This is a genomic window from Pseudoalteromonas sp. P1-11 (assembly GCF_001399995.1).
In the GTDB taxonomy this organism is placed as follows: Bacteria; Pseudomonadota; Gammaproteobacteria; order Enterobacterales; family Alteromonadaceae; genus Pseudoalteromonas; species Pseudoalteromonas atlantica.
The window spans coordinates 189125-214706 of sequence record NZ_LJSP01000006.1 but is presented as its reverse complement, the minus strand read 5'-3'; the positions used below and the strand labels follow the sequence as shown (position 1 = coordinate 214706).

Annotated in this window: 24 protein-coding genes; 15 read left to right on the top strand and 9 right to left on the bottom strand. The window is 42.0% G+C overall.

Annotated elements, in window-relative coordinates; all coding sequences use genetic code 11:
* Positions 1–207 precede the first annotated feature (207 nt).
* The 3 genes from AN390_RS12680 to tolC form a co-directional block, all read right to left on the bottom strand.
* The gene (locus tag AN390_RS12680; RefSeq protein ID WP_004587959.1) at positions 208–780 is read right to left on the bottom strand and encodes a TcpQ domain-containing protein; all 573 of its coding nucleotides are present in this window, start codon (positions 778–780) and stop codon (positions 208–210) included.
* 38 nt (positions 781–818) lie between these two features.
* Positions 819–1748 carry an LpxL/LpxP family Kdo(2)-lipid IV(A) lauroyl/palmitoleoyl acyltransferase gene (gene lpxL, locus AN390_RS12675; protein WP_054983765.1) on the bottom strand — a complete coding sequence of 310 codons (930 nt, stop codon included), beginning with the start codon at positions 1746–1748 and terminating at the stop codon, positions 819–821.
* A 97-nt stretch (positions 1749–1845) separates the two neighbouring features.
* A complete protein-coding gene (tolC, locus tag AN390_RS12670; protein WP_055254878.1) occupies positions 1846–3201 on the bottom strand; it encodes an outer membrane channel protein TolC in 1356 nt (451 codons plus the stop codon).
* Positions 3202–3351: 150 nt separating this feature from the next.
* Here tolC and AN390_RS12665 point away from each other — a divergent pair, with 150 nt between their 5' ends.
* The 10 genes from AN390_RS12665 to AN390_RS12620 all read left to right on the top strand — a co-directional run bounded on the left by AN390_RS12665 (position 3352) and on the right by AN390_RS12620 (position 14210).
* Positions 3352–3978 (top strand): NUDIX domain-containing protein, encoded by a 627-nt coding sequence (locus AN390_RS12665; RefSeq protein WP_055254875.1) that lies wholly within the window; start codon positions 3352–3354, stop codon positions 3976–3978.
* Positions 3979–4004: 26 nt separating this feature from the next.
* Complete coding sequence (locus AN390_RS12660; RefSeq protein ID WP_024031550.1) at positions 4005–4463, top strand: DUF1249 domain-containing protein; 459 nt, start codon at positions 4005–4007, stop codon at positions 4461–4463.
* On the top strand, positions 4450–5235 hold the full coding sequence (locus AN390_RS12655; protein WP_055254873.1) for a metallophosphoesterase: 786 nt from the start codon (positions 4450–4452) through the stop codon (positions 5233–5235). The genes AN390_RS12660 and AN390_RS12655 overlap by 14 nt, the downstream gene beginning before the upstream one ends.
* Positions 5220–5789 (top strand): YqiA/YcfP family alpha/beta fold hydrolase, encoded by a 570-nt coding sequence (locus tag AN390_RS12650; RefSeq protein ID WP_004587965.1) that lies wholly within the window; start codon positions 5220–5222, stop codon positions 5787–5789. The genes AN390_RS12655 and AN390_RS12650 overlap by 16 nt, the downstream gene beginning before the upstream one ends.
* Before the next feature lie 26 nt (positions 5790–5815).
* Positions 5816–7705: a DNA topoisomerase IV subunit B gene (gene parE / locus AN390_RS12645; RefSeq protein WP_055254871.1), complete on the top strand. Its 1890-nt coding sequence runs from the start codon at positions 5816–5818 to the stop codon at positions 7703–7705.
* A gap of 30 nt (positions 7706–7735) precedes the next feature.
* On the top strand, positions 7736–8830 hold the full coding sequence (locus tag AN390_RS12640) for a sorbosone dehydrogenase family protein (RefSeq protein ID WP_004587967.1): 1095 nt from the start codon (positions 7736–7738) through the stop codon (positions 8828–8830).
* A gap of 10 nt (positions 8831–8840) precedes the next feature.
* Positions 8841–11135, top strand: coding sequence for a DNA topoisomerase IV subunit A (gene parC / locus AN390_RS12635; RefSeq protein WP_054983759.1), 2295 nt, complete (start codon positions 8841–8843; stop codon positions 11133–11135).
* 169 nt (positions 11136–11304) lie between these two features.
* On the top strand, positions 11305–12018 hold the full coding sequence (locus AN390_RS12630; RefSeq protein WP_029772377.1) for a 1-acylglycerol-3-phosphate O-acyltransferase: 714 nt from the start codon (positions 11305–11307) through the stop codon (positions 12016–12018).
* The gene (gene rraB / locus AN390_RS12625) at positions 12018–12353 is read left to right on the top strand and encodes a ribonuclease E inhibitor RraB (protein WP_004587970.1); all 336 of its coding nucleotides are present in this window, start codon (positions 12018–12020) and stop codon (positions 12351–12353) included. Before AN390_RS12630 ends, rraB begins: the two co-directional genes overlap by 1 nt.
* A gap of 681 nt (positions 12354–13034) precedes the next feature.
* Positions 13035–14210, top strand: coding sequence for a polysaccharide lyase family 7 protein (locus AN390_RS12620; protein ID WP_055254869.1), 1176 nt, complete (start codon positions 13035–13037; stop codon positions 14208–14210).
* Between the two features lie 54 nt (positions 14211–14264).
* Here AN390_RS12620 and AN390_RS12615 read toward each other — a convergent pair whose 3' ends face one another.
* Positions 14265–15236 (bottom strand): zinc transporter ZntB, encoded by a 972-nt coding sequence (locus AN390_RS12615; protein WP_029772374.1) that lies wholly within the window; start codon positions 15234–15236, stop codon positions 14265–14267.
* A gap of 278 nt (positions 15237–15514) precedes the next feature.
* On the opposite strand from AN390_RS12615, the gene AN390_RS12610 reads away from it, so the two are divergent.
* From AN390_RS12610 to AN390_RS12600, 3 genes are read left to right on the top strand one after another with little or no spacing between them, the layout of a single operon-like run.
* Positions 15515–15943, top strand: a complete 429-nt coding sequence (locus AN390_RS12610; protein ID WP_024031556.1) for an ATP-dependent zinc protease — start codon at positions 15515–15517, stop codon at positions 15941–15943.
* 10 nt (positions 15944–15953) lie between these two features.
* Positions 15954–16859 carry a 30S ribosomal protein S6--L-glutamate ligase gene (gene rimK, locus AN390_RS12605; protein ID WP_004587974.1) on the top strand — a complete coding sequence of 302 codons (906 nt, stop codon included), beginning with the start codon at positions 15954–15956 and terminating at the stop codon, positions 16857–16859.
* A complete protein-coding gene (locus tag AN390_RS12600) occupies positions 16846–17904 on the top strand; it encodes a succinylglutamate desuccinylase/aspartoacylase family protein (RefSeq protein WP_055254867.1) in 1059 nt (352 codons plus the stop codon). Before rimK ends, AN390_RS12600 begins: the two co-directional genes overlap by 14 nt.
* Before the next feature lie 74 nt (positions 17905–17978).
* Here the strand turns inward: AN390_RS12600 and AN390_RS12595 are convergent, their stop codons facing one another.
* The 4 genes from AN390_RS12595 to recQ form a co-directional block, all read right to left on the bottom strand.
* Complete coding sequence (locus tag AN390_RS12595; RefSeq protein ID WP_055254865.1) at positions 17979–18551, bottom strand: mechanosensitive ion channel domain-containing protein; 573 nt, start codon at positions 18549–18551, stop codon at positions 17979–17981.
* Positions 18552–18621: 70 nt separating this feature from the next.
* Positions 18622–20331 carry a ShlB/FhaC/HecB family hemolysin secretion/activation protein gene (locus tag AN390_RS12590; RefSeq protein WP_055254862.1) on the bottom strand — a complete coding sequence of 570 codons (1710 nt, stop codon included), beginning with the start codon at positions 20329–20331 and terminating at the stop codon, positions 18622–18624.
* 146 nt (positions 20332–20477) lie between these two features.
* The gene (locus AN390_RS12585; RefSeq protein ID WP_029772370.1) at positions 20478–20762 is read right to left on the bottom strand and encodes a DUF3630 family protein; all 285 of its coding nucleotides are present in this window, start codon (positions 20760–20762) and stop codon (positions 20478–20480) included.
* A gap of 7 nt (positions 20763–20769) precedes the next feature.
* Positions 20770–22593 (bottom strand): DNA helicase RecQ, encoded by a 1824-nt coding sequence (gene recQ, locus AN390_RS12580; RefSeq protein ID WP_054983758.1) that lies wholly within the window; start codon positions 22591–22593, stop codon positions 20770–20772.
* 134 nt (positions 22594–22727) lie between these two features.
* Here recQ and AN390_RS12575 point away from each other — a divergent pair, with 134 nt between their 5' ends.
* Together AN390_RS12575 and rarD are read left to right on the top strand one after the other, a co-directional pair.
* On the top strand, positions 22728–23183 hold the full coding sequence (locus AN390_RS12575) for a thioesterase family protein (RefSeq protein ID WP_024031562.1): 456 nt from the start codon (positions 22728–22730) through the stop codon (positions 23181–23183).
* Between the two features lie 134 nt (positions 23184–23317).
* Entirely contained in the window at positions 23318–24235 is a 918-nt protein-coding gene (rarD, locus tag AN390_RS12570; RefSeq protein WP_004587981.1) for an EamA family transporter RarD, read from the top strand.
* Positions 24236–24287: 52 nt separating this feature from the next.
* Here rarD and AN390_RS12565 read toward each other — a convergent pair whose 3' ends face one another.
* On the bottom strand, positions 24288–25523 hold the full coding sequence (locus AN390_RS12565) for a response regulator (protein WP_039972264.1): 1236 nt from the start codon (positions 25521–25523) through the stop codon (positions 24288–24290).
* Positions 25524–25582 lie beyond the last annotated feature (59 nt).

Sequence of the window (25582 nt, the reverse complement as noted above, 5' to 3'; positions counted from 1 at the left end):
AAGGGCAGCGCATGTTTGGCATTTATGCTGCGTTATCGCCTATTTATGTGGAATAACCACACTTCATAGGCTCTGTCTTGCCTAAAAACCAAACATTCTGCTGCAAATTCAACCATCAAAGTTCAACACGCCCTCGAAACATAAACACTAAAAACCCAAGCACAGGCTTGGGTTTTTATTATCTATGGGTTTGGTTTATTTACGCTGCTAAGTATTAAGCTTTAAACAATTGCTGCGCACAAATTCAGAAGGTAATTCAGTGATCACCGCTGCGCGCTGTCTGAAGCAAAAAAAAGTATAAACTTCATTTTCAAAGTCATCATTAATTGCACTACCAACTTGGTAAAGCGCTGAGGTAAAACTGCTATCAACCCTAAAATAATCTTTTACAACGTAGTCTTTACTCAAATACCAATATAATTGAATACCTTCGCTTTTAGCGTATTGGTCCAGTACGCCTTTTAACGTTGAGCCGTTTTCAAAGCGTCTTGGTTCACTTGTTCCTGTCCAGCTAGCAGGCATAGGGTCAACGGCTCTGCCGCGCTCTGCTAAAACACGATCAAGTGTTTGCTCTGGCTTTTTAAGCTGCAGTACAAACTTATCGCGCTCCTTATCGGATTTAACTTGGTTACGGATAGACGAATAAAAGCGAGAAAGCCCCTCGGCAGCTGCGTTTTTAGTCTCTTTTATGTCAAACAATGGTCCCGCTCCGACTAACACATAGATAGCCAGTAAAATTAATGCAACTGCTAGTATTAAATGCTTAACCCAAAACCACATAACTCATGCTCATTTATTATCATTATTTATTTATACCACTACTTTTTATAAAAAGAAGGAGTATTTTTATCTGGGCGTGTTTTAAAACGGCGGTGCAGCCACATGTATTGCTCAGGTGCAGCGTTAATTGATTGCTCAACGCGCTGATTTACACGTGTTACATCTGCTTTATCATCGCCGCTTGGGAAATTTTCAAGCTCAGGTACTATTTCTAAATGGTATTTACCGTGCTCATCACGACGACTAATTAGGCTCATGGTTTCGCAGTGTTTACTTGCTGCAAAAAGTAATGTGCCTGTGGTGGTGGCTGTATCTGGCACTGCGTAAAAAGGCACAAATTCACAGCGGTTACGGCCGTAGTCTTGGTCGGGTAGGTAATAACACACCTTTTTATTTTTTAGTGACTTTAACAAGCCTTTTACGTCCTTTCGTCCAATTAAATACTCGTTAGAACGAAGGCGGCCATTGGTTGTAAAGTATTCCATGAGTGCATTGTTATGTGGGCGGTAAAACCCCAGCCCTTGGCATTTGGTGCCCATAACACGACTCGCCATTTCTAAATGCAAAATATGCGGCACCAATAGCAGTACGCCTTTACCTTGAGCCTGCACGCGCTCAAAGTGCTCTAATCCTTTAATAGAGCCATACGCTTTTTTAACGCGCCACTGCGGCCACCACCAAGCCATGCCAGTTTCCACCATGGCAATTCCGGTGTTTTCCATATTTTTTAGCACAAGCTGTTGTTGCTCTGCTTCGCTCATATCAGGAAAACACAGCTTTATATTAACCTCGGCAATATGGCGACGACGTTTCATAAATTTATGTACTAAGCGCCCCAATAACTTACCTAAGCTAAGCTGAATTTTTTGTGGCAACCACGAAATCAAATACAAAAAGAAAACGCCAATCCACGTTAGCCAATAACGAGGGCCTAAAAACGAGGCTTTAAAAGGAGATGAGGTGACCACAAAATACTCTCTAAAATAAAAACGCTAGTTTAACGCTTAGTGTTATAAAATACAAAAAGCCAGCAATGGCTGGCTTTAAACGTTACTTTTTAACTTATTAGGCTTTTTTTAAGCCTTGGTTAATACCCAGTAAATCGGCAGTTGTTAGTGTACCTGCAGCTTGCTTTAAGCGAAGCGTAGATAACACGTAACGATAGCGTACATCAGCTAGGTTACGTTTTGCATCGTACAGGTTTTGCGTGCTTACAAGCACATCAACAATAGTACGCGTGCCTACTTCAAAGCCAGCTTCTGTTGCTTTAAGCGCACTTTGCGCTGATACCACAGCTTGCTCTAGAGCTTTGTAAGTTGCGATGTCTGATACAACCTGGTTGTATGAGGTAATAACGGTACGCGTTACGGCGCGGTAATTTGTTTCGTAATCTTGGCTGGCTGAAACATAAAACGCACGGGCTTGTTTAGTTGCAGCTACGGTTGCGCCGCCTGTGTACAGAGGAACACTTAAATTAACGGCAACCGATGTTGAGTCGGCACGTGGTTGGTCGTTAAAGCTTAAACCATTTATATTTTGGTCAGTTAAAGAATCACCGTAGCTGGCATCAAGTGTTAGCTTTGGGTAGTGGCCAGCTTTAGCAAGCGTGATCTGATCCTTAGCAATATCAACCGTGACTTTAGCCACTTGTAAGCTGATATTATTGTTCTCAGCTACTTTTACAAAGTCAGTCGATTTTTTAACCGGTTTTACTGTTGAAAATGTTTCGGTGTTTAAAAAATCAAGTTTTGCGTGGTATTTACCGGTTATTTCACGCAGTTGCTCGCGTGCGGTTTCAACGGCATTACTGGCAATAATTTCTTGTGCTACTGAGTTATCGTATTGTGCTTGCGCTTCGTGAACATCTGTAATTGCTGTAAGGCCAACTGCGTAACGCTGTTTTGTTTGCTCTAACTGGCGTTCAATGGCACGCTTTTCGGCTTGCACAAATTCAAGGTTATCAATGGCGCTTAATACGTTAAAATAGCCTTCAGCAACGCGCACAATTAAGTTTTGTTTTGCGTTATCGTATTGCGCATTGGCTTGCAGCGCTTGTTTTTCGGCAATATCAAGTGTATTCCATGCGCCTAAGTCGAATAAGGTTTGGCTTAAACTAACACCACGCGTGAATTGGTCGGTATCGCTGTTTATTTTAACTTGGTCAGCTAAGTCACCAACGCTCTGAAAAGAGGTAGAATCGCTTTTTTCATAGCCCATGCTTACGCCAATTTGCGGCAATAATGCACTCATTGCTAAATCGCTTTCGTAAGATTGCGCATCTGCTTGGGCTTTTGCTTTTAAAACAGTGGGATCGTTAGCAGTAGCAATTTCAAAAACTTGCATTAAATCTTCAGCACTTGCTGTGGTTGTGCCTAATGCGCACGACAAACTAACGAGCGCTGCAAGGATGTTCTTTTTCATGTTAGGTTCAGTCCTTAGACAAATTTTGTACTAAAAGCATGGTAACGTGTTTTGCTTAATAACTAAAAAAGAAATTAGTAAAACTGTATGTTCAAATGTAACAGAATATATTAACAAACTTTAATCGTTTAAATAAGCGGGATGTATAATATGGCAGATAAAAGCTTGGTTCAATTTACACATAAAGATGTGAGCTTAAAAGCAGTTAAAAGTCTGTATAATGGCTTTTTTAAGGTGGATATGTATGAGTTTGAGCATAGCCTGTTTAATGGTGGTACATCGCAACTTATAAAGCGCGAAATACTAGAGCGGGGCGATGCCATTGCTGTTCTACCTTATGATGTAACTACGCAAAGTGTACTTTTAATAGAGCAAATACGTATTGGCGCTATTAACAGCAAACACTCGCCCTGGCTGCTAGAATGTATAGCCGGTATGACCGATGGCAGTACCGATTACGAAGGGGTGGTAAAAAAAGAAGCCTATGAAGAGGCTGGACTTGAGCTTACTGACCTTGAATTTATGCTCTCTTACCTTTCAAGTCCGGGCGGTACCACTGAGCGCTTACATTTATACTTAGCGCGGGCAGATTTAAGCCAAGTACAAAGTGGTGTATATGGCCTTGAAAGCGAAGGTGAAGACATTAAAACCCATATTTTGAGCCTTGATGATGCGCTTTTGCGCCTCAATAACGGTGAAATAGATAATGCGGCAACGGTAATCTGTTTACAGTGGTTGGCGTTAAATCGTGAAAAAATAAGCAGTAAGTGGACATAATTTTAACTTTTTAATACGGCGGTACTTTGACAGCACTTTTAGCAACCCAACGATATATTCAGAGCCTCCCAAAGTACATGACGCTTTGCGAGCATAATTACGTACGTCTTTCAAAACTATTACCTAAAGAGCGCAGCGCTAATAGTGTGCGTAAAGTTAAATTAGGTCATAGTGAATTTGCCATTATCATTGACGATAGTGCTAAGTACACACTGGATATTTCTATCAAACAGCTAACAGGGATGGTTAAAGGCGTTTCTCCTTTGTATTTAACAGTCAGGCTTTATCAAGATGCAAAAGTGGCTGAAATTATTCACCACGATTACCATCAACGGATAAAGCCATCTTATGGTTATCCAAATCCTAAAATGCACCAAAAAGATGAAAAGTATCAACTTAATGCATTTTTATATGACTGGTTAGTAGCCTGTGTAGAGCATGGCCGAGCAGTACTAAACTGGGATATAAACAATGGCTTGGTTTGATGAGCATTATCACTTTAACCGCTCATCGCTGCGTGTTGCGCATATAACCGATAGCCATTTATTTGCCGACCCTAACGCTGAGTACTTTAACGTAAACACCGCCGCACATTTTGCACAAGCATTAGCGCACATGGCCACGCAGTCATTAGATGCGGTTATATTTGGTGGTGATTTAACACAAGATCATAGTTTTGAATCTTATTTATTATTTGCTGAGCTTATTAATAACGCTGATTTGACCTGCCCAGTATTCTGGGTACCAGGCAATCATGATGAGATTGCCATGCTTAATCGTATCAGTGGTGGGCAAATAGTGTCAGCTAAACGCATTATCGCACAAGGATTTGAGCTGCTACTTATAAACTCAAAAGGCCCTACACCTGCAGGGTGGGTGTCTAGTGAGCACTTAAATGAAATCACTGATTGTTTAGCAAGTTCGCAATCGCAGCATGTAGTGTTTTGTCATCACAACCCGCTTGCTATTAATGGCTATCTTGATAAACACATGCTTGAAAACGGCCCGCAGTTATTAAACGTGTTAGTTAATAGCGCTAATGTAGCGGCGTTGCTGCACGGTCATGTGCATAATCACTATACGCAAACTTTTAGAGAGCTGAGTATTTATGCAACGCCCGCCAGTTCGGTGCAATTTACAAAAAATTGCCCGCAATGGCAGCAAGAAAACCACGGCCCCGCTTATCGAATGTTGCATTTAACTACACAGGACAATGCTTTAACAGTTAAAACGGATGTTGTATGGTTAAACGCGTAATTTATATTCATGGCTTTAATAGTTCTGAAAAATCATATAAAGCTGTGCGCTTTGGCGAGCTTATGGCAAACTATGACGTTGACTATTGCGTACCGCGTTTAAATCACGAGCCCTTACAAGCTATTTTACAGCTTGAGCATTTATTAACGCCAGATACCGCGTTACTTGGGAGCTCACTAGGTGGATTTTATGCCACCTATTTGTCGCAGCGTTATAACCTGCGAGCAGCATTAATAAACCCAGCAGTAGCACCGTTTAACTTATTAGCGCCGCTTATTGGCCACAATTATAATCCGTACCAAGATTATCATTATGAGTTAAATACCAGCCACATGGATGCTTTAAAAGCATTGTATGTGCCTAAATTAACATCCCCCGAATTGCTCTATTTGTTGCAGCAAACGGGAGATGAAGTGTTAAATTATCAACACGCAGTAAATTATTTTTCACAATGCAAACAGTTAGTTGAGTTTGGTGGCGATCACAGCTTTGTTGGTTTTGAACGCACCTTAGATAGTATTGTAGAGTTTCTTAAATTACCTAAAACAAATTAGCCTAAGCGCATATAAAGATAAAAATTATGAGTCAGCAAAATTATAACGCCGAAGCCATTGAGGTTCTCAATGGATTAGAGCCGGTAAAACGCCGCCCTGGTATGTATACCGACACGGTACGTCCAAATCATTTAGGCCAAGAGGTTATCGATAACAGTGTCGATGAAGCCATGGCGGGCCATGCCACTAAAATTGATGTGATCTTACACGAAGATAACTCTCTTGAAGTTATAGACGATGGCCGTGGTATGCCTATAGATATTCACCCTGAGGAAGGTATTCCTGGGGTGGAGCTGATTTTTACCAAGCTGCATGCAGGTGGTAAATTCTCTAACAAAAACTATCAGTTTTCGGGCGGTTTACACGGGGTAGGTATTTCGGTTGTAAATGCGTTATCGCACCGTGTTGAAGTAACGGTAAGGCGCGACGCTCAACAATTTAGAATGGCCTTTGAAAACGGCGATAAAGTTGAAGACTTAAATGTCATTGGCACTGTTGGTAAGCGCAACACCGGTACAACCGTTCGATTTTGGCCCGATGCGAGTTACTTTGACTCAGCTAACTTTTCAATTACTAAATTAAACCACCTATTAAAAGCTAAAGCGGTTTTATGCCCAGGCTTGCGCATTAAGTTTGTTAATAAGCAAACTAAAGAAACGCAAGAATGGTTTTACGAAACAGGCTTAAAGGATTACTTAATTGAAGCTGTTAAAGGCTTTGAAGTACTGCCAAAAGACCCATTTGTAGGCGAGTTTTCAAGCTCGATTGAAGGGGCTGATTGGGCTGTTGTATGGCAACCTGAAGGCGGCGAGTCGATTGCGGAGAGCTATGTAAACCTTATTCCTACCGCACAAGGTGGTACTCACGTAAATGGTTTGCGCCAAGGCTTACTTGAAGCAATGCGCGAATTTTGTGAATTTAGAAACTTATTACCGCGTGGCGTAAAGCTTACCCCAGATGATATTTGGGAGCGCTGTAGCTATGTGTTATCGGTAAAAATGCAAGACCCACAATTTGCTGGTCAAACGAAAGAAAAGCTTTCTTCTCGCTCATGTGCAGCGTTTGTATCGGGTGTGGTTAAAGACTCATTTAGCTTATGGTTAAACGAGCACACAGACACTGCAGAATTGCTTGCTGAACTGTGTATTTCAAATGCACAGCGCCGATTGCGAGCGGCTAAAAAAGTAGTGCGTAAACGCGTTACCTCAGGCCCTGCGTTACCCGGTAAACTAACCGACTGTAGTGCCGCCGATAACGACCGTACAGAACTATTTTTGGTAGAGGGTGACTCAGCAGGTGGCTCGGCTAAGCAGGCACGCGATCGTGAGTTTCAGGCAATAATGCCACTGCGCGGTAAAATTTTGAATACGTGGGAAGTTGAATCAGGGCAAATATTAGCCTCGCAAGAGGTGCATGATATTTCGGTGGCGCTGGGTATTGACCCAGACTCAACTGATTTAACCGGCCTGCGTTATAATAAAATTTGTATATTAGCCGATGCTGACTCGGATGGACTACACATTGCCACCTTATTGTGTGCTTTGTTTGTGCGTCATTTTCCGCAATTGGTTAAAACAGGGCATGTATACGTGGCTATGCCACCACTGTTTAGAATCGACATTGGTAAAGAGGTGTATTACGCCCTCGATGAAGATGAAAAAACAGGTATTTTGGCCCGTATAGAAGCAGAGAAAAAACGCGGTAAAGTAAACGTGCAACGATTTAAAGGGCTGGGCGAAATGAACCCGCTGCAGCTGCGCGAAACGACAATGGACCCAAATACTCGCCGCTTAGTGCAACTCACGCTAGATGAAGAAGAGCAAACATTAGAAATGATGGATATGCTACTTGCTAAAAAGCGCTCGTCAGACAGACGCCAGTGGCTAGAAGATCACGGTAATAAAGCACAGGTATAATAAGCTTGTGTTTAACACTTGGAGAGGCAAATGAATAAAATACTAGGAAGTTTATTATTGCTTGGCTTAACAACAGCCCCAGCAATGGCAAAAGACATACTAGACAAACTCACCGTAGCACCTGGGTTTGAGGTAAGCTTATTTGCTGATGATGTTGAAAATGCACGCCAAATAGCAGTATCAAAAAAAGGCATTGTTTACGCAGGTTCGCGCAAAGCAGGAAATGTGTATGCGTTAATCGATCATAACAGTGATGGCGTAGCAGATAAAAAAATGGTGATTGCTGAGGGGCTAAACATGCCCTCTGGTTTAGCAATTAAAGATGGCGACTTATACGTAGGTGAAGTACACCGTATTATTCGCTTTAAAAACGTAGACACGCAGTTAAAAGACCCTAAATTTGACGTGGTTTACAACGCGTTGCCATCGGATCGTCACCACGGGTGGAAGTTTTTACGCTTTGCACCCACTGGCGAGCTTATTATTCCGGTTGGTGTTCCGTGTAATATATGCGCCGAAGATGAGCGTTACGGGCGTATTTTTGCACTTGATGTAGAAACCAAACAAATTAAAACAATAGCCCAAGGGGTACGCAACTCAGTGGGGTTTGACTTTCATCCAAGCACGCAAGCATTATGGTTTAGCGATAACGGCCGCGACATGATGGGTGATGATATTCCACCTGATGAAATTAATCGCGTAAGTAAAGAAAACGAGCATTTTGGTTTTCCTTATGTTCACGCCGGTGCCATTGTAGATCCTGAGTTTGGTAAAGGTAAAAACATTAGCGACTACAGCCCGCCAGCGCTTGCGCTAGGTGCTCACGTTGCGCCCCTTGGTATTCATTTTTATACCGGTAAACAGTTCCCGGGTTCTTACAAAGAGCAGCTATTTGTTGCTGAACATGGCTCGTGGAATCGTACTAAAAAATCAGGTTATAAAGTGGCTGTAGCTAATGTAGAGCAAGGGCGTATTACTAAATACACGCCATTTATTACCGGCTTTATGCATAACGAAACAACCTTTGGACGCCCAGTTGCATTTGCACAATTAAATGACGGCAGTCTTCTAATAAGCGACGATTACGCAAATGTGATCTACCGCGTAAGCTATAAGAAAAACTAGGTAAGCTTTAATGAGTGATACAGATACCTTGCTAATGCAAGGAATTGAACAACAAACAATGGGGCGTTTTACTGAAGACGCCTACTTAAATTACTCTATGTACGTAATTATGGACCGTGCATTACCGCATGTTGGTGATGGTTTAAAACCGGTTCAACGTCGTATTATTTATGCTATGAGTGAGCTGGGTTTATCGGCCGCTGCTAAATATAAAAAATCGGCTCGTACGGTAGGTGATGTATTAGGTAAATACCACCCGCATGGCGACAGTGCCTGTTACGAGGCTATGGTATTAATGGCGCAGCCGTTTTCTTACCGTTACCCATTAGTCGATGGGCAAGGTAACTGGGGGGCAGCAGATGACCCTAAATCGTTTGCGGCAATGCGTTATACCGAAGCACGCTTATCAAAGTTCTCTGAGGTATTACTTAAAGAGCTAGGCCAAGGCACCGTTGATTGGACGCCAAACTTTGACGGCACTATGGACGAGCCATTAGTGTTACCGGCGCGCTTACCGCATATTTTGTTAAATGGCGTAACGGGTATTGCAGTAGGTATGGCAACCGATATTCCACCACATAATGTGCGTGAAGTAGCCAGTGCCTGTTGTTTATTACTTGATAAGCCTAAAACCGAGCTTGATGAGTTACTTGAGCTTGTGCACGCACCTGATTATCCAACCGACGCTGAAATAATTACCCCAAAAGCCGATATTCATAAAATATACAAAACCGGCCGAGGCTCAATTAAAATGCGCGCGGTGTATACTGAAGAGCATGGCGATATTGTTATTACGGCGCTACCGCATCAGTGTTCAGGGGCTAAAGTGCTTGAGCAAATAGCAGCGCAAATGAATGCTAAAAAGCTGCCAATGGTCGCTGATTTACGAGATGAGTCTGATCACGAAAATCCAACCCGTATTGTGATTGTACCGCGTTCAAACCGCATTAAAGCTGAGCCGTTAATGGCGCACCTATTTGCCACCACCGACCTTGAAAAAAACTACCGTGTAAACTTAAACATGCTAGGCCTTGATGGCCGCCCGCAAGTAAAAGACCTACGCAGTATTTTATCTGAGTGGCTAACGTTTAGACGCGAAACAGTACGCAGGCGCTTACAGCACCGTTTAGATAAAGTACTGGCACGATTGCATATTTTAGAAGGTTTACTTGCTGCCTTTTTAAATATTGATGAAGTAATTGAAATTATTCGCACAGAAGATAAACCAAAACCTGTGTTGATGGAGCGCTTTGATTTAACCGATACTCAAGCCGAAGCCATTTTAGAGTTAAAACTTCGTCATTTAGCAAAACTAGAAGAATTTAAAATACGTGGCGAGCAAGATGAGCTGGCCAAAGAACGTGACAAGTTAGAGCAAACGCTTGGCTCAGACCGTCGTATGTCAACGCTTCTTAAAAAAGAAATTCAAGAAGCGGCCGACATGTATGGCGACGATCGCCGCTCACCTGTTATTGAGCGCGTAGAAGCTAAAGCACTGAGTGAAAAAGATTTAATTCCTTCAGAGTCGGTAACAGTCGTGCTTTCTGATAAAGGCTGGGCACGTGTTGGTAAAGGCCATGACATTGACGTAGAAGGGCTTAATTACCGTGCTGGCGATGAGTACAAAGCCTCCGCTAAGGGTAAGAGTAATCAGCCTGCGGTATTTTTAGACTCAGCAGGGCGTGCATTTGCAACCGATGCGCACAGCTTGCCATCAGCACGTAGCCAAGGCGAGCCAATGACTGGGCGCTTTAACCTCACCACTGGGGCTAATTTTGAGCACGTGGTAATGGGTGAAGACAATCAAGTGCTACTTATGGCCTCTGACGCGGGTTATGGTTTTATTACTGACTTTAAAGACCTAGTAAGTAAAAATAAAAACGGTAAAGCCTTGGTGAGCGTGCCTAAGGGCGGAATTTTACTCTCACCAATCAGAGTAAACGATGTAGCAACCGATTACTGCATGGCCATTTCGAACGAAGGGCGCATGCTGTTATTCCCACTGCGCGACTTACCAAAACTGGGTAAAGGTAAAGGTAATAAAATTATCTCTATTCCAGGGGCTAAAGTGCAAGCACGTGAAGAGTTTGTCAAAGTGCTGGCGGTGGTACCACAAGGCAGTAGCGTTACCCTTCATGCTGGTAAACGAAAGCTAACGCTTAAACCGAGCGACTTGGAGCATTATCATGGTGAGCGCGGGCGTAGAGGTAATAAGTTACCGCGAGGCTTACAGCGTGTTGATGAAGCTGTGGTGGAATTTACGCCGGCAGATGAGCAAAGTGATGACACATTAGCCGAAGAATAAGCCCGAAATATATACCTCTAACGGCCTGCTTTTGCAGGCCGTTTTTGTTTATGCTGTATTTTTCAGCTTACAGCTGTTCGCTATTGTCTCGTGATCGTCATAAAATCACGTTATAATAGTGAAATATGCGTGGCTTATAGCGCATTGCACACACATTTTGGAGAGAAGTTTGTTAGCTGTTATACGTGTTTTAATTATGGTGCTGTTTATATTTTTCAGCTGCGTGTTTGGGTTGTTATTGTCGATTGTGAGACCGTTTCACCCTAATAATGTGCATGTGATAGCCGGCTGGTTTGGCTCAATGGCTAAAATGTTAGGGGTTAAACTTGTCCTTAAACGCCACCCTGATGCGCTCAATATTGGCCCTGCGGTTTACCTATCAAACCATCAAAACAATTACGATTTATTTACTGTATCGGCTATGGTGCCTGAAAACTGTGTTAGCTTAGGCAAAAAAAGCTTAAAGTGGATCCCATTTTTTGGACAACTTTACTGGTTGTCGGGCAACATATTGATTGATAGAGCTAATCGCTCAAAAGCGGCAGGTACAATTTCAAAAGCCGCTGAAAAAATTAAACAAAAAGGCCTATCTATTTGGGTATTTCCCGAAGGCACAAGAAGCTATGGCCGCGGTTTACTGCCATTTAAAACCGGTGCATTTCACACCGCTTTAAGCGCAGATGTACCCATAGTACCGGTATGTATGAGCACAACTGATAAAACTATTAAGCTAAACCGCTGGGATAATGGTACAATTTACATTGAAATGTTAGCGCCTATATCACTTGATAAAAAAGTGAGTGCCCGTGAACAGGCCACCCAAGTGCATAGTATTATGGCTGCTAAAATAACTGAATTAGATGCTCAAGCGAGAGATAAATAATGGAAAACTGGCGTGAAATAAGTGAAGACATCGTAAGTTCACTACTTGAAGATGGCTCTGATCCTGAAATACTTTATGAAGTTGAGCATCATTTTGTATGCGAAGATTTTAGCAAATTAGAGCAAGCGGCACTGGCTGCCTTTAAATTAGGCTACGATGTTGAAGAACCGGCAGAGCTTGAGCTAGAAGATGGCAGCAAAATTTGGAGCTTTGATATTGTAGTCGAAGCTGAGCTAGACGTTGAAGTTATAATGGAAGACGTTGATAAACTTGCAGCGTTAGCTGTTGAGTGTGACGTTGAATACGACGGTTGGGGCACTTACTTTCAAGAGTAGGGCGTTAGCTAGTTGATAAAGGCGAGCATTTATATATGCTCGCTTTTTTTGTGCACAGAGTAAACATGACTCTTTAAACCGCAGCCTATTTTCAGATATTAATTCATTTTTAGTGTAATGGCACATTAATACCCCCTTTATATTGCCTTATTTAACGGCAAAAATTTAATACTTTTCGTGTTACCAATTTCATTTTTGTTATAACCAATTATTATCTTTCATATAAAAAACTTAATTCTCCTTAATTTATTCATTAAAAGTTAAGCTTGTTCATATTCCTGTTGGTAATAGAGCTTGTTTCGACGTACTACTTATTCATTAAATTGAAAAAATATTTTTATTTATTGCTAACCTGTCCCTAATATATAACCTGTTGAATAGTTATAACTATTTACAAGTTGTAAATGCGATATTTAATAAAACTAATACTTATTTGCTATTACATCCTCTGTTGACATATTGGTAACAAAAAATATAGCCTTTAGCTCGCCATATGGTATTAATATTGGTAAGGCCAATTCAAGGGTTTTAGATTGATTTTTGTAACCCGAGTGTTCTTGCCAAATCTATTCATACACAAAAATAGAAACCTGTTTACACAGGGTGATCTAAGTTTTAGTGACTGACACAAAACTAGGTAGTTAGGTTATTTTTATATTCAGGTTTAAAGGAATAAAGATAATGATTAACCATAAAAAACTGTTTTTTTACAGCGCAATTGCGACAAGTTCAGCGCTATCTCATGCTGCAACAATTAATAATTCAGGCTTTGAAAGTGGCTTTAGTAATTGGAACGAAACCGACCCAGCCGCTATTTCTTCAGATGCTTACAGTGGCTCAAAATCGTTAAAAATTCAGGGCAGTCCAGCACGGGTTTATCAAGTGGTAGATATACAGCCTAACACTGAATACACCCTAAGTGCTTATGTGCTGGGTAAAGGGCAAATTGGTGTAAACGATTTAAATGGTTTATTTAAAAACCAAACCTTTAATGTTTCTTCGTGGACTAAAGTAACAAAAACATTTACCTCAGCAAACACCAATTCACTTCAGGTTTTTGCTAAACATTACAACAACACCAGCGATGTAAGGTTTGATAATTTTGCCTTGGTTGAGGGCAGCGGCAGTAATGATGGTGGCTCAGATGGCGGCAGCGATAACTCAAATGGTTCAACAATTCCTAGCAGCATAACCAGTGGTAGCATTTTTGATTTAGAAGGTGATAACCCAAATCCTCTCGTTGACGATAGCACCTTAGTGTTTGTGCCGTTAGAGGCACAACATATTACGCCTAATGGTAATGGCTGGCGTCATGAGTATAAGGTTAAAGAAAGTTTACGCGTTGCTATGACTCAAACCTATGAAGTGTTCGAAGCTACGGTTAAAGTTGAGATGTCTGATGGCGGAAAAACAATTATATCGCAGCACCATGCTAGTGATACCGGCACTATATCTAAAGTGTATGTGTCGGATACTGATGAATCGGGCTTTAATGATAGCGTAGCGAACAACGGAATTTTTGATGTGTACGTACGTTTACGTAATACCAGCGGTAATGAAGAAAAATTTGCTTTGGGTACAATGACCAGCGGTGAGACATTTAACTTGCGGGTAGTTAATAACTACGGCGATGTAGAGGTTACGGCATTCGGTAACTCGTTCGGTATACCAGTAGAGGATGATTCGCAGTCATACTTTAAGTTTGGTAACTACCTGCAATCGCAAGACCCATACACATTAGATAAATGTGGTGAGGCCGGAAACTCTAACTCGTTTAAAAACTGTTTTGAGGATTTAGGCATTACAGAGTCAAAAGTGACGATGACCAATGTGAGTTATACGCGCGAAACTAATTAATTAGTGACTTATTATGGCCACTCAATTGAGTGGCCATAATAAAAAAACTTTATTTTATAACCATTTTTTATTTTTAAAGTACACGCCAATACCGCCAGTAAGCACAATTAAAAAAATCACAAATGCACTAAATGCATAAGGGTTTTCGGTACCAGGTATGCCACCTACATTTACCCCTAAAAGGCCAGTTAAAAAGCCCAGTGGTAAAAAAAGCGCAGCCACAACTGACATTACATACATGCGTTGATTTAATTGCTCAGACACTTGGTTAGTAATGGTTTGCTGAATGATTTGCGCACGCTCTATGGCGCTATCTAGCTCTTCTAAATAACGAATAAGTAAGTTAGTGGTTTCGTTTAGCTTTGCTTTATCTTCATCTAAAAGCCAGGGGTAATGGTTATTTACCATTAAACTTAACGCTTCCTTTTGCGGTTTTAAGTAACGCTTTAAGGCAATAGTTTGACGGCGCAGTTGAGATAAACCTTGGTTATCAAACTTTTTACTTGGCTCGTCTATTTCTTCTTCAAATTCATCCAGGGTTTCATCAAGCGTATCAATGACACTTTGCATGCGTGATGTCAGTTTTTGCGTAATAGAGCCGACCAACTCTGATATTGAGCATGGGCCGTGGCCAGCATTAAGCTCTGCTAATATATCTTGAATCGAAAGTAAGCGACGTTTGCGCGTTGTGATAACCACAGATTCGCTAATAAATAAACGAATTGACACCATGTCCTCAGGGCTTTGCGCTGGGTTTAAATTTACACCACGTAAAAACAGCATATGGCCATTGGTACTAGGTGTTAAGCGAGGGCGAGTTTCATCAGCAATAAGCGAATCAAGCTCAAAGTCGGTAAGGTGAGCCTGGCTTTTAAGCCACGTTACTGCCTCGCTTTGGCTGTAGTCCATATGTATCCACAGTTTACCTTGGCTAGGGTGCCAGTTATTTAAATCGCGGGTGTTTTCTATGGCGTGCGCGCCGCCTTTTTCATCAAGCACCAGTGCATGCAGTAAACCATTAATCATATTTTAAACTCATATAATAGTGTATTTTTAATACAGTTAACTATAGTGTATCTGCATAGTGCTTTACAAACTTACTTTAACTTTTAATAAGTTAGCGTTAAGGTAAAACCTATATGCAGGCTTTAATTGCTAAATAAGGCACTAAACAGCAAGGCGCGCATTGTGTGATTAGTTCCTATAAAAGATCAATTTAATTTACTCATCGACTAGATAAATTTATTTCGCTGGTGTTTTTTGCGCCGTAGCGTATAAGTCACTTTTTTATTAAGGGCACATTTATGACAGCAAAGTTAACTGTTGGTTGGCGTGAGTGGTTAAGTTTACCCGAGCTTGGCATCGAAAAGATAAAAGCAAAAGTTGATACTGGCGCCCGCACTTCATGTATTCATGCAATTAACATTGAAGAGTACAAAGAAGGCGAAGAAAAGTGGGTAAAATTTATAGTCCAACCATTGCAAGATGACGAACACACTCAGGTTGCTTGCACTGCAAAGGTTAAAAAAATTAAGGCGGTAACCAGCTCAAGTGGGCAAAAAGAGTTACGCTACTTTATAGAAACAACATTGCATGCAGGGCAGCACAGCTGGCCAATAGAAGTTACTTTAACGAGTCGGGCAACCATGAAGTTTAGAATGTTATTAGGGCGTACAGCCATGGAAAATCGTATAGTCGTTGATCCGGCTTTATCTCATTTATTAGATAGTTAAGGTTTTAACTATGAAAATTGGTATTTTATCTCGCAACAGAAATTTGTATTCAACGCGTCGCTTAATTGAAGCGGCAGAGGCACGCGGTCACGAGGTAAAGGTGATTGATGCGCTTCGTTGCTATATGAATATAAACTCAGAACAGCCAGAAATTCACTACCGTGGTGAAAATTTAAAAGATTTTGACGCCATTGTTCCACGTATTGGTGCATCGGTGACGTTTTATGGTTGCTCTGTTTTACGTCAGTTCGAAATGATGGGGGTTTATCCTGTTAACGAATCGGTGGCTATTTCTCGTTCGCGCGATAAATTACGCTCACTTCAGCTGTTATCACGTAAAGGGGTAGGCATGCCGGTAACCGGTTTTGCCAGCAAACCAGATGACGTTAAAGACTTACTAGAAATGGTAGGCGGTGCTCCGGTTGTTATTAAATTACTTGAAGGTACACAAGGCATCGGTGTTGTACTTGCTGAAACACGCAAAGCGGCTGAAAGTGTTATTGAAGCGTTTATGGGTTTAAAAGCCAATATTATGGTTCAAGAATACATTAAAGAAGCTGGCGGAGCCGACATTCGTTGTTTTGTATTAGGTGATAAAGTAATAGCGGCCATGAAGCGCCAAGCGCAAGAAGGCGAGTTTCGCTCAAACCTTCACCGTGGTGGTAGCGCTACATTAGTACGCATTACTCCAGAAGAGCGTAAAACCGCCGTTGCTGCAGCAAAAGCCATGGGCTTAAATGTAGCGGGCGTTGATTTACTTCGCTCATCTCGTGGGCCTTTGGTAATGGAAGTAAACTCTTCTCCAGGCCTTGAAGGGATTGAAGTGGCAACAGGTAAAGATATTGCCGGTATGGTGATTGATTTCATCGAAAAAAATGCTGCTATTAAAGGAACCGCAACCCGTGGCAAAGGTTAAAATTAATCGTCCTTTTACCTTATTAGGTGAAAGTGTTGGCGTGGGCGAGCGTAAAACCCTTGCCTTAGAGGCTGCTAAACTTTACACCCATTCACCGCTCAATATTCCTATTGAGGTGGTTAATGGTGTAATGGAAGGCCCAGTGCTAATGGTGTGTGCCGCTATTCATGGGGATGAGCTAAATGGTGTAGAAGTTGTACGCCAGCTGCTCTCTAAAATAGATGCAAGCCAACTGCGCGGAACCATAATTGCTGTGCCAATTGTTAATGTGTTTGGCTTTATTCATAAATCACGTTATTTACCCGATAGGCGTGATATGAACCGCAGCTTTCCGGGCTCTGAGCGTGGATCGCTAGCGGGGCGTATGGCACATATGTTTTTTAATCAGGTGGCGGTACATTGTACCCACATTATTGATTTACATACGGGGGCGATTCACCGTACTAACTTACCGCAAATACGCGCTAACTTAGATGATGAAGCAACCGCTGAGATGGCCAAAGCATTTGGTACGCCAGCGGTTATAAATGCATCCCTTCGTAATGGCTCATTACGTAGTGAAGCCGCTAATTTAGGTATACCGGTTATTACTTACGAAGCCGGTGAAGCCCTACGCTTTGACCCCATTGCAATTGCAGCAGGTGTGCAGGGTGTGGATTATGTGATGCGGCATTTAAAAATGATCCGCGGCAAGCGTCCTAAAAAGCTGCCCGAACCTATTATTGCAGGGTCTACAAGTTGGATACGCGCTGAGGTAGATGGCATTGTACGTGCGCAAGTATCGCTAGGTGAACACGTAGAAAAAGGCCAAGTGTTGGCGTACATAAGTAGCCCATTAGGTGATACCGAACTTGAGCTTTTAGCGCCTAAAGGCGGTATTGTGATAGGCCAGCAAACTATGCCATTAGTAAACGAAGGGGATGCGGTATTCCACCTTGCTTACTTTGCAAATGATAACAGCTTAGTAGAGCAGCAATTAGAGCATTTTATTGACGAAATAAATGATTTAGATGAAGAGCTTAAAACAGCTGAGCTAAATAATTAGCATTGTGTTAGCTAGTAAAAAGCCGCAGTGAGGTTTGCCTTACTGCGGTTTTTTTGCGGATATGACTTTTAAAACTATGTCTTTTTAGGGCCAATAATCCGTTTTATTACCGGTGCCTTTGTAGGCTTAGGTTCTTTATTTAATACCATAACCGGGCGTATCACAAACAGGTTATTAGGGTAAACAACTCGGTGCCCATCCACATGCTCAAGTAGCACGTTCATTAAACCTAATTCGACAATGCGCCCTTCTATATGGTTTGCGCCATCAACAATACGCACCCAATTTCCCACATGAAAACCATTTTGAATAAACATGAGTAAAAAAGCGGTAAGGTTACTAAGCAGCGACCAAGCGGCAAATAAAGCGACCCCGAGCATAGCAAATAATGATGAGCCCAAAACTAATAGCCCGCGCAGCTCTATACCCCAAAATATAAGCACTAAGCACAGCACTACAAACGCTAAAATGATTTTTAATAACAGCTCAGCTCTAAATTTACGATGAACATCTACTTTTCCTTTTATGGCTTTTTCGAGCAACTTTTTAGTGACTTTTAATAAAAGAGGAAAAAGTAAAATGGCCATAAGGGTAACAATCAATTTATATTGCGTACCCATTAGCTCTAAAAGCGCAAACAATTCCAAAGTGTGATCCCGTACTGTTTTTAGGAAAATTTAAAGCGCTAGTGTAACGCTTTCGTTTATTGCTCGCTATTTAAAAGGTGTTTTTAACACTCACGAGCCACTGCACCGAATCAACATCGTCGTAGCTATCAAGCGGGGCGGCAATATCAAGGTGGATCATGGTGCCAGAGTTTGCTCTGCTAGGTGCTAAACGCAAACCCACCCCAACATTTTTTAAAACATGGTCGTTCTCGCCGTTGTCTTCATCGTTAAACCAAGCGCGGCCAACATCAACAAAGCCCGCTGCACCGACTTTAAATAGCTGCAGTAAATCGTACTCCCAGTAATAGCGTTTTTCTAGGCTGACTAAAAAGCTTCGGTCGCCATGCTGGTAATCCATAGGATAGCCACGAAGGCCCGTTTCGCCGCCAAGTGTTAGCTGCTTATCGGCGGTTAGGTTTTTAGCATACTGGGCACGGGCTTTAACAAACCAAGATTGGTTTTCGCTGGTATTTAAGTAGTACTGCACTTCGCTGGTGGCTAAAAAGTTTTCTAGTTGTTTTTGCTCTTTATTCCAATAACCATCCACTTGAGCACTAAAACGCCACAGCGTTCTGTCGGTAGTAAAGTGCGCTTTTTTAGTTTTTAACGAATACACGGCTCTGCTGTCATCATTACTTAGTGATTCATCTGAGTAGCCTAATAGGGCTTTAATATTCCACCCTAAATTTAAATCTTCGGTGCGCGAAATACTGTCAAAATTACGCACTTTTATATAACTGTCTTCAAACCAATGACCACTCACATAGGGGTAACTTAGTTGTCTGTTTTTGGCCAAGGGAGCAAAGGTTGTTTCTATTTCTGCAAAGCTGTCTTCTTGCTTTACATAGCCAAGCGTTAAGCGCTGTGTCCAGCTATCAGATAATGCTTTAGAGTGGCCTAAAAAAGCGCTAAAAAAATCGGTTGTTTGATCAAACTCACTGTATTCATCACCACGGCGATACAACGACTCTTCTCGCTGTTCAGAAAAGCTTTTAATACCATAGCTATAAGGTGTATCTATGGCGTAAAACGGATAGGTTAGCTCTAATAAGTGGCGCTTACCGTCGCTGTTGTCGGCATACTCTAAGCGCCCGCGATACCGGCTAGATAATATATTAGGATCGTCATAAACAAATAAATAACCATTACGATCGCTGTCGGTGGTGCGTGAAAACGACAAACGCTTGCCCCAACCCAGTAAATTTGATTCGCGAAAGCCAATGCTCGATTTATTTTCGCCACCGCTGCGGCTAAAGCTTATTTCAGGTAGTAAGGTCCATAAATCGCGAGTTACCACCGCTACATCTACGTTGCCGTCGCAGTTTTCAACCGCGCTTATTTGCGCATCATATAAATAGTTTTGTTGGCGTAATAAACGCTCTGACTCAGCGAGTTTTCTGGCATTGTAATTATCGCCTTGTTTAAATAACAGAATATTACTAATAACGTCTGGCTCGGTTTGAATATGCGCGCGGTTGGCAAAACGAAAAAGCGCGTTATTTTCCTCCTCCAACTCGGTATTAAAAACGTTAAGTTGTTTAAGGGTAATTGAGGTTATTTGGGCGTCGCGGCGACTATTAATCAGTGTGGTTTTATCTTCAACCTCACGGCGTAAATTATTGCTTTTGTCTGAGTGAGTTTGCACAGCGGAGCAGGCGTTAGTTTTATTGGGCGGTTGTTGTGCAAAGGCCTTAGGCGCACTAAAGCTTACAAGGGCTAAGCTTATACAACAGTGTGCAATCCATTTTCTATTCACCATTCAACCTCTTCAATACTACTGCAAATATGAGTCGTAATATCAGCTTACATCATTGTTATTACAATGTAAGTAAAAGGTATGGATTTTGAAACTAATTAATTGTTACCGTTACGCACCTTTGTTAATTAGTGCATATGCGAAGTGTTTTAGCTTAAGTAAAAAGCAAGGGCTGCTAATAAATGCTCGGCTTCTTGGCCTTCGCCATTAATCCAAATACTTTCGCTGTAGTGTTCAAAATTTAAATTAAAGGTTTGCTGTTGATAGCTAAAGCGCAATTGATGACGGTCAGCACCCCCAGCATAGTCAATAATTGTTATTTCATCGGCGTGTAAAAACAGCGTGCTCCACAGCTCAAAGTCTTCATCGTGTGGGGCTTCTACCGGGCTTATAACAATGCATTTATGGGCGTGATTGTATTCAATTTGGGTCATAGTTTACTTAATTGCTAGCAAGGTAATTACGAATGGCCGTTAAAAATTCGCCGCCATATTTATTGAGTTTGGTAAAGCCAACGCCCGATACCTTTAAAAATTCGCTGTCGTTGGTGGGCATTAACTGCGCCATTTCGGCTAAGGTTTTATCGTTAAATACAACGTACGGCGGTACATCGTCGGCATCAGCGAGTTCTTTACGCAGAGCCCGTAAGCGGGCAAATAGTTTTTTGTCGTAGTTAAACTGCGCCAGTTTATCTTGGTATACGTGCTTAGCTTGTAAGCGCGGCTCGGCAAGCTGTAGAGCGTATTCACTTTTAAGTACAGCGCGTGCTGCTTCGGTTAAGCGCAGTGAGGCACCTTGGGTAATATCTTGGCTTAACAAGCCTTGGTGTATAAGTTGGCGTAATATACTGAGCCAAAATTCACTGCTTTTGTCTTTGCCTATGCCATAGGTGCTGAGTTCGTGGTGGTTGTTGTCGCGTATGCGGCTGGTATTAGCCCCGCGTAATAATTCTACAATATAGCCTAAGCCAAAACGCTGCCCAGCTCGGTACACACACGAAAGTGCTTGTTGCGCTACTAATGTGCCATCAAAGCTTTTTGGCGGGTTAATGCAAATATCGCAGTTGCCACATTGCTCGCGTTTATACTCGCTAAAGTAGTTTAATAGTATTTGCCGGCGGCATGTTTGCGCCTCGGCAAAGCTGGCCATGGCATTAAAACGCTGCTCTTCTACGCGGCGGCGTTGTTCATCGTCTATGTCTTCAAAAAAGCGCCTAACGCGGCCTATATCGGCGGGATCAAAATACATAATGGCTTCTGCGGCTAAGCCATCACGTCCAGCGCGGCCGGTTTCTTGATAGTAGGCTTCAATACTTTTTGGAATATCGTAATGCAGAACAAAACGCACATTTGGTTTATTTATGCCCATACCAAAGGCAACGGTCGCAACGACTATTTGAATGTCGTCACGGGCAAACCCGGTTTGCACAAATTGGCGCTGCTCGTTGCTCATGCCAGCATGGTACGCGGCGGCATTTAAACCTGCATCAGCGAGTTTTTCGGCAATGTCATCAACACGCTTACGGCTAGTGCAGTAAATAATGCCACTTTGATTTTTTTGCTCTTTTAAATAGCGCAGTAGTTGCGCCATGGGCTTAAACTTTTCTTCGATGGTGTAACGAATATTCGGTCTGTCGAAGCTGCCGGTATGTATATAGGGCTGTTGTAATTTTAATTGCTCAACTATATCAAAGCGGGTCGCTTTATCGGCTGTGGCGGTCAGTGCCATCATAGGTACATGGGAAAAGCGCTGCTTAAGCTCATTTAATCTAAAGTAATGAGGTCTAAAGTCATGCCCCCAATGCGATACACAATGTGCTTCGTCAATTGCAAATAAGCTGATATTTAAGTGGCTGAGTCGCTCGGTAAATTCATGCTGAAGCACTTTTTCAGGGGCAACATACAGTAATTTTATTAGCCCTTGGTGCAATTGTTGGTACACTAATTGTTGCTCTTCGCGAGCCAGGCTATTATTAATGTAAGCGGCTTTAACACCTAATGCTTGCAGTTGCGTTACTTGGTCTTGCATGAGCGAGATAAGCGGTGAAATTACCACAGTAACCCCTTCGAGCACTAACGCTGGTACTTGGTAACACACTGATTTACCGCCGCCTGTAGGCAGAAGTACCAAAGAGTCTTGGCCATTAATGGCCGCGTCGATCACCGCTTTTTGGCCATCACGAAACTCGCTGTAGCCAAACACTTGTTTAAGAACCGTGTCGGGCTTGCGGACCAATGTGCTAGGTGTAGGGGTTAGAGTATTCATCGGCGGCTATTTTAGTGTTTTTTTAATAGGATGTCTTTAGCTTAGAGGTAAATGATTTAATTAGTGCCTCGTGGTTTTGCTTCAGGTATGCTTAACTCATCGTACCAGTGTTAATTTAAACATAGAGAATAATAATGAATAAAGAAATGTTAATTGAACAAGTTGGCGCATTGTTTGTAAATGGCATGCCATTTAATCAGTTTTTAAATATCTCGGTAGAGTCGCTCAGCCCTGAGCAAGCTAAAATTACCTTTCCCTGGCAGGATGTATTTATAGGCAATCCTGCACAAAAAATTCTTCATGGCGGTATTATATCGGCGGTGCTCGATAATGTGGGCGGCATGCTTGCAGCAGCCAGTGTTATTGATAAATTAACCGACCTTGATATCCCTAGCGTACAGCAAAAGCTGGCTACCTTAGGCACTATTGATTTGCGCACAGATTATTTGCGCCCTGGCAAAGGGGAAGCATTTACAGCCAGTGCTACTTTGATCCGCTCTGGTAATAAAGTGTGTGTATGTAGAATGGAGCTACACAATGAAAAGGCAATCCAAATCGCCTTTGGTACAGGTACGTATTTAGTAGGGTAAAGCTGCTAATTACGTACAGCTAAAATAAAAAGCTTTGCCCTGCGCTGAGCTTTACTTTCCGCAAAATAAATCACTTAATAGCACAAATTGGTATAAACTGTCGGCCTTTTAGTATGAATAAGTAGTATGTATGTATGTCGATTGCAAACGAGCAGCGTAAAGGCGGTATTTTTGCCTGTTTAGCTTTTTTAATGTGGGGCTTAGCGCCTATTTATTTCAAACAAATACAGCATGTTTCTGCTTTTGAAATTTTAACTCACCGTGTTGTCTGGTCTGTGGTTTTTTTAGTGCTTGTGGTCAGTGTGCTTAAATACTGGGATAAGGTTAAGCGCATAGTTGCCCAGCCCAAAATTATTTTAATGTTAGTACTTACATCTTCTATATTGGGCTTTAATTGGGGGCTGTTTATTTGGGCGGTTAATAATAACCATATGCTCGATGCCAGTTTAGGGTATTACATAAACCCATTACTTAATGTGCTGTTGGGAATGCTATTTTTAGGCGAGCGGCTGCGAAAGTTACAAGGGTTTGCAGTGTTTTTAGCCTTTGCGGGCGTAGTATTGCAATTGGTAAGTTTTGGCTCGTTTCCGGTGGTGGCGTTTTCGCTTGCCACGTCTTTTGCTATTTATGGCTTACTGCGTAAAAAGTTACCTGTTGAAGCGCTGCCAGGCATTTTACTCGAAGCCCTAATTTTACTGCCGGTTGCATTAATTTACTGGTGGGTAATGGCACCAACGCCTACTTCCGATTTAGCCCTGAACGATTGGCATACCAATGCGCTGTTAATTAGTGCCGGTATTATTACTACGTTGCCGCTGCTTTGCTTTACCGGAGCGGCCAAGCGTTTGCAGTACACAACATTGGGATTTTTTCAGTACATAGGACCAAGTTTAATGTTTATGCTTGCTGTGGTGTTTTACGATGAAGTATTTGATGCAGAGCGGGTGATTACGTTTGCCTGTATTTGGAGTGCGCTGGCTATATTTACCTGGGACTCTTATCATCAATCGCGTAAGCGCAAAAAAGCGGCTGTAACCGCCGCCGAAGTTTAATACCTATGCGCAATAATAGTTTAAGTAAGTTGCTATAAAGCAGCGTTGAGGTTTAGCTTATTACTTTATTACGGCCGGTTTCTTTTGCATCATACAGCTTTAAATCGGCCTGTTTAAGTAACTCATCTATTTGGTAAATAGGGCCGCTTGCAAAACCAATAGAAATTGTAAATTTAATTTTTTCTTGGCTAAACTCTTGGCTATTGAGTTCTATAAATTGCCTAAACCCTTCAAGGCGTTTTAGCGCTTGCGCTGTGGTTGCATCAGTAAAGTAAACGGCAAATTCTTCACCACCTAAGCGAGCGACTAGCTGCTTTTCAAAGTACTTTTTAAAACACACCGCCAACCCTTTGAGAACTTCATCGCCTGAATCGTGACCGTATGTATCGTTAATCGATTTAAAGTGGTCTATATCAAGCATGGCGAGTGCGCCATCTTGATTTGATTTTTTTAAATACTTGAGAGACTTGCTCGACTCTTCAAAAAAGTAACGTCGATTAGGCAGGTTAGTTAAGTAGTCAGTATTTGCTTGGCGTTTGATTGTTGCGATTTGCTCAAGCATGTCGACGTTTTGACTTAGTCGGCAGTAAAACTCTTCGCTGTTGAAGGGTTTATGGAGGTAGTCGTTGGCACCATTTTTTAAAAATAGGCTCGATAATGCTGACGAGTCAGCACCCGAAATACCGATAATGGCTTTTTCATCATTACTGTAAAGCCGGCGAATTTCGGCGCATAGCTCATCACCATTCATGTTTGGCATTTCGTTATCGGTAATAATAACAGACACATCTTTTTGGCTTTCAAGTACCTCTAGCGCATCTTTGCCGTCCTTTGCTTCGAGTATTTGATACTTATGGCGCTTTAGTAAACTGCAAATGTATCTACGGGTAGAGGTTGAGTCGTCGACGACCAACACTTTTACGTTCTCGTTACGTGGTAAACGGCTTAGTTGTTTTTCTAGGTATTGGTAAGCTTGTTTGTTTTCTTTGATTATGTAATCAATTATTGGGTATTTTTCTACCGTGTCGCGAGTTTGTTTATCTATGTTGCCTGTCATTACTATGGTGGGAATGTCGGCATTAATAGTATACGGAATCGCCTCACCGGCAGGAGCATCGGGAAGGATAAAATCAACAACAGCGCAAAAGTAGCTATTGTGTTTTATTAGCTCTTTTGTTGCCGCTAAAGACTCGGCTATATCTACTTCGTAACCTGCTTTAAGCGCGATATGCTTTTGCACACGCGCTATAGTAGGCGTATCTTCAACTATGAGTATTTTTCGCGTCACGTAACAACCTTGTTTGATATTTTGCAAAAGTATTTGCTTATACAAGTTGTAACTGTTAA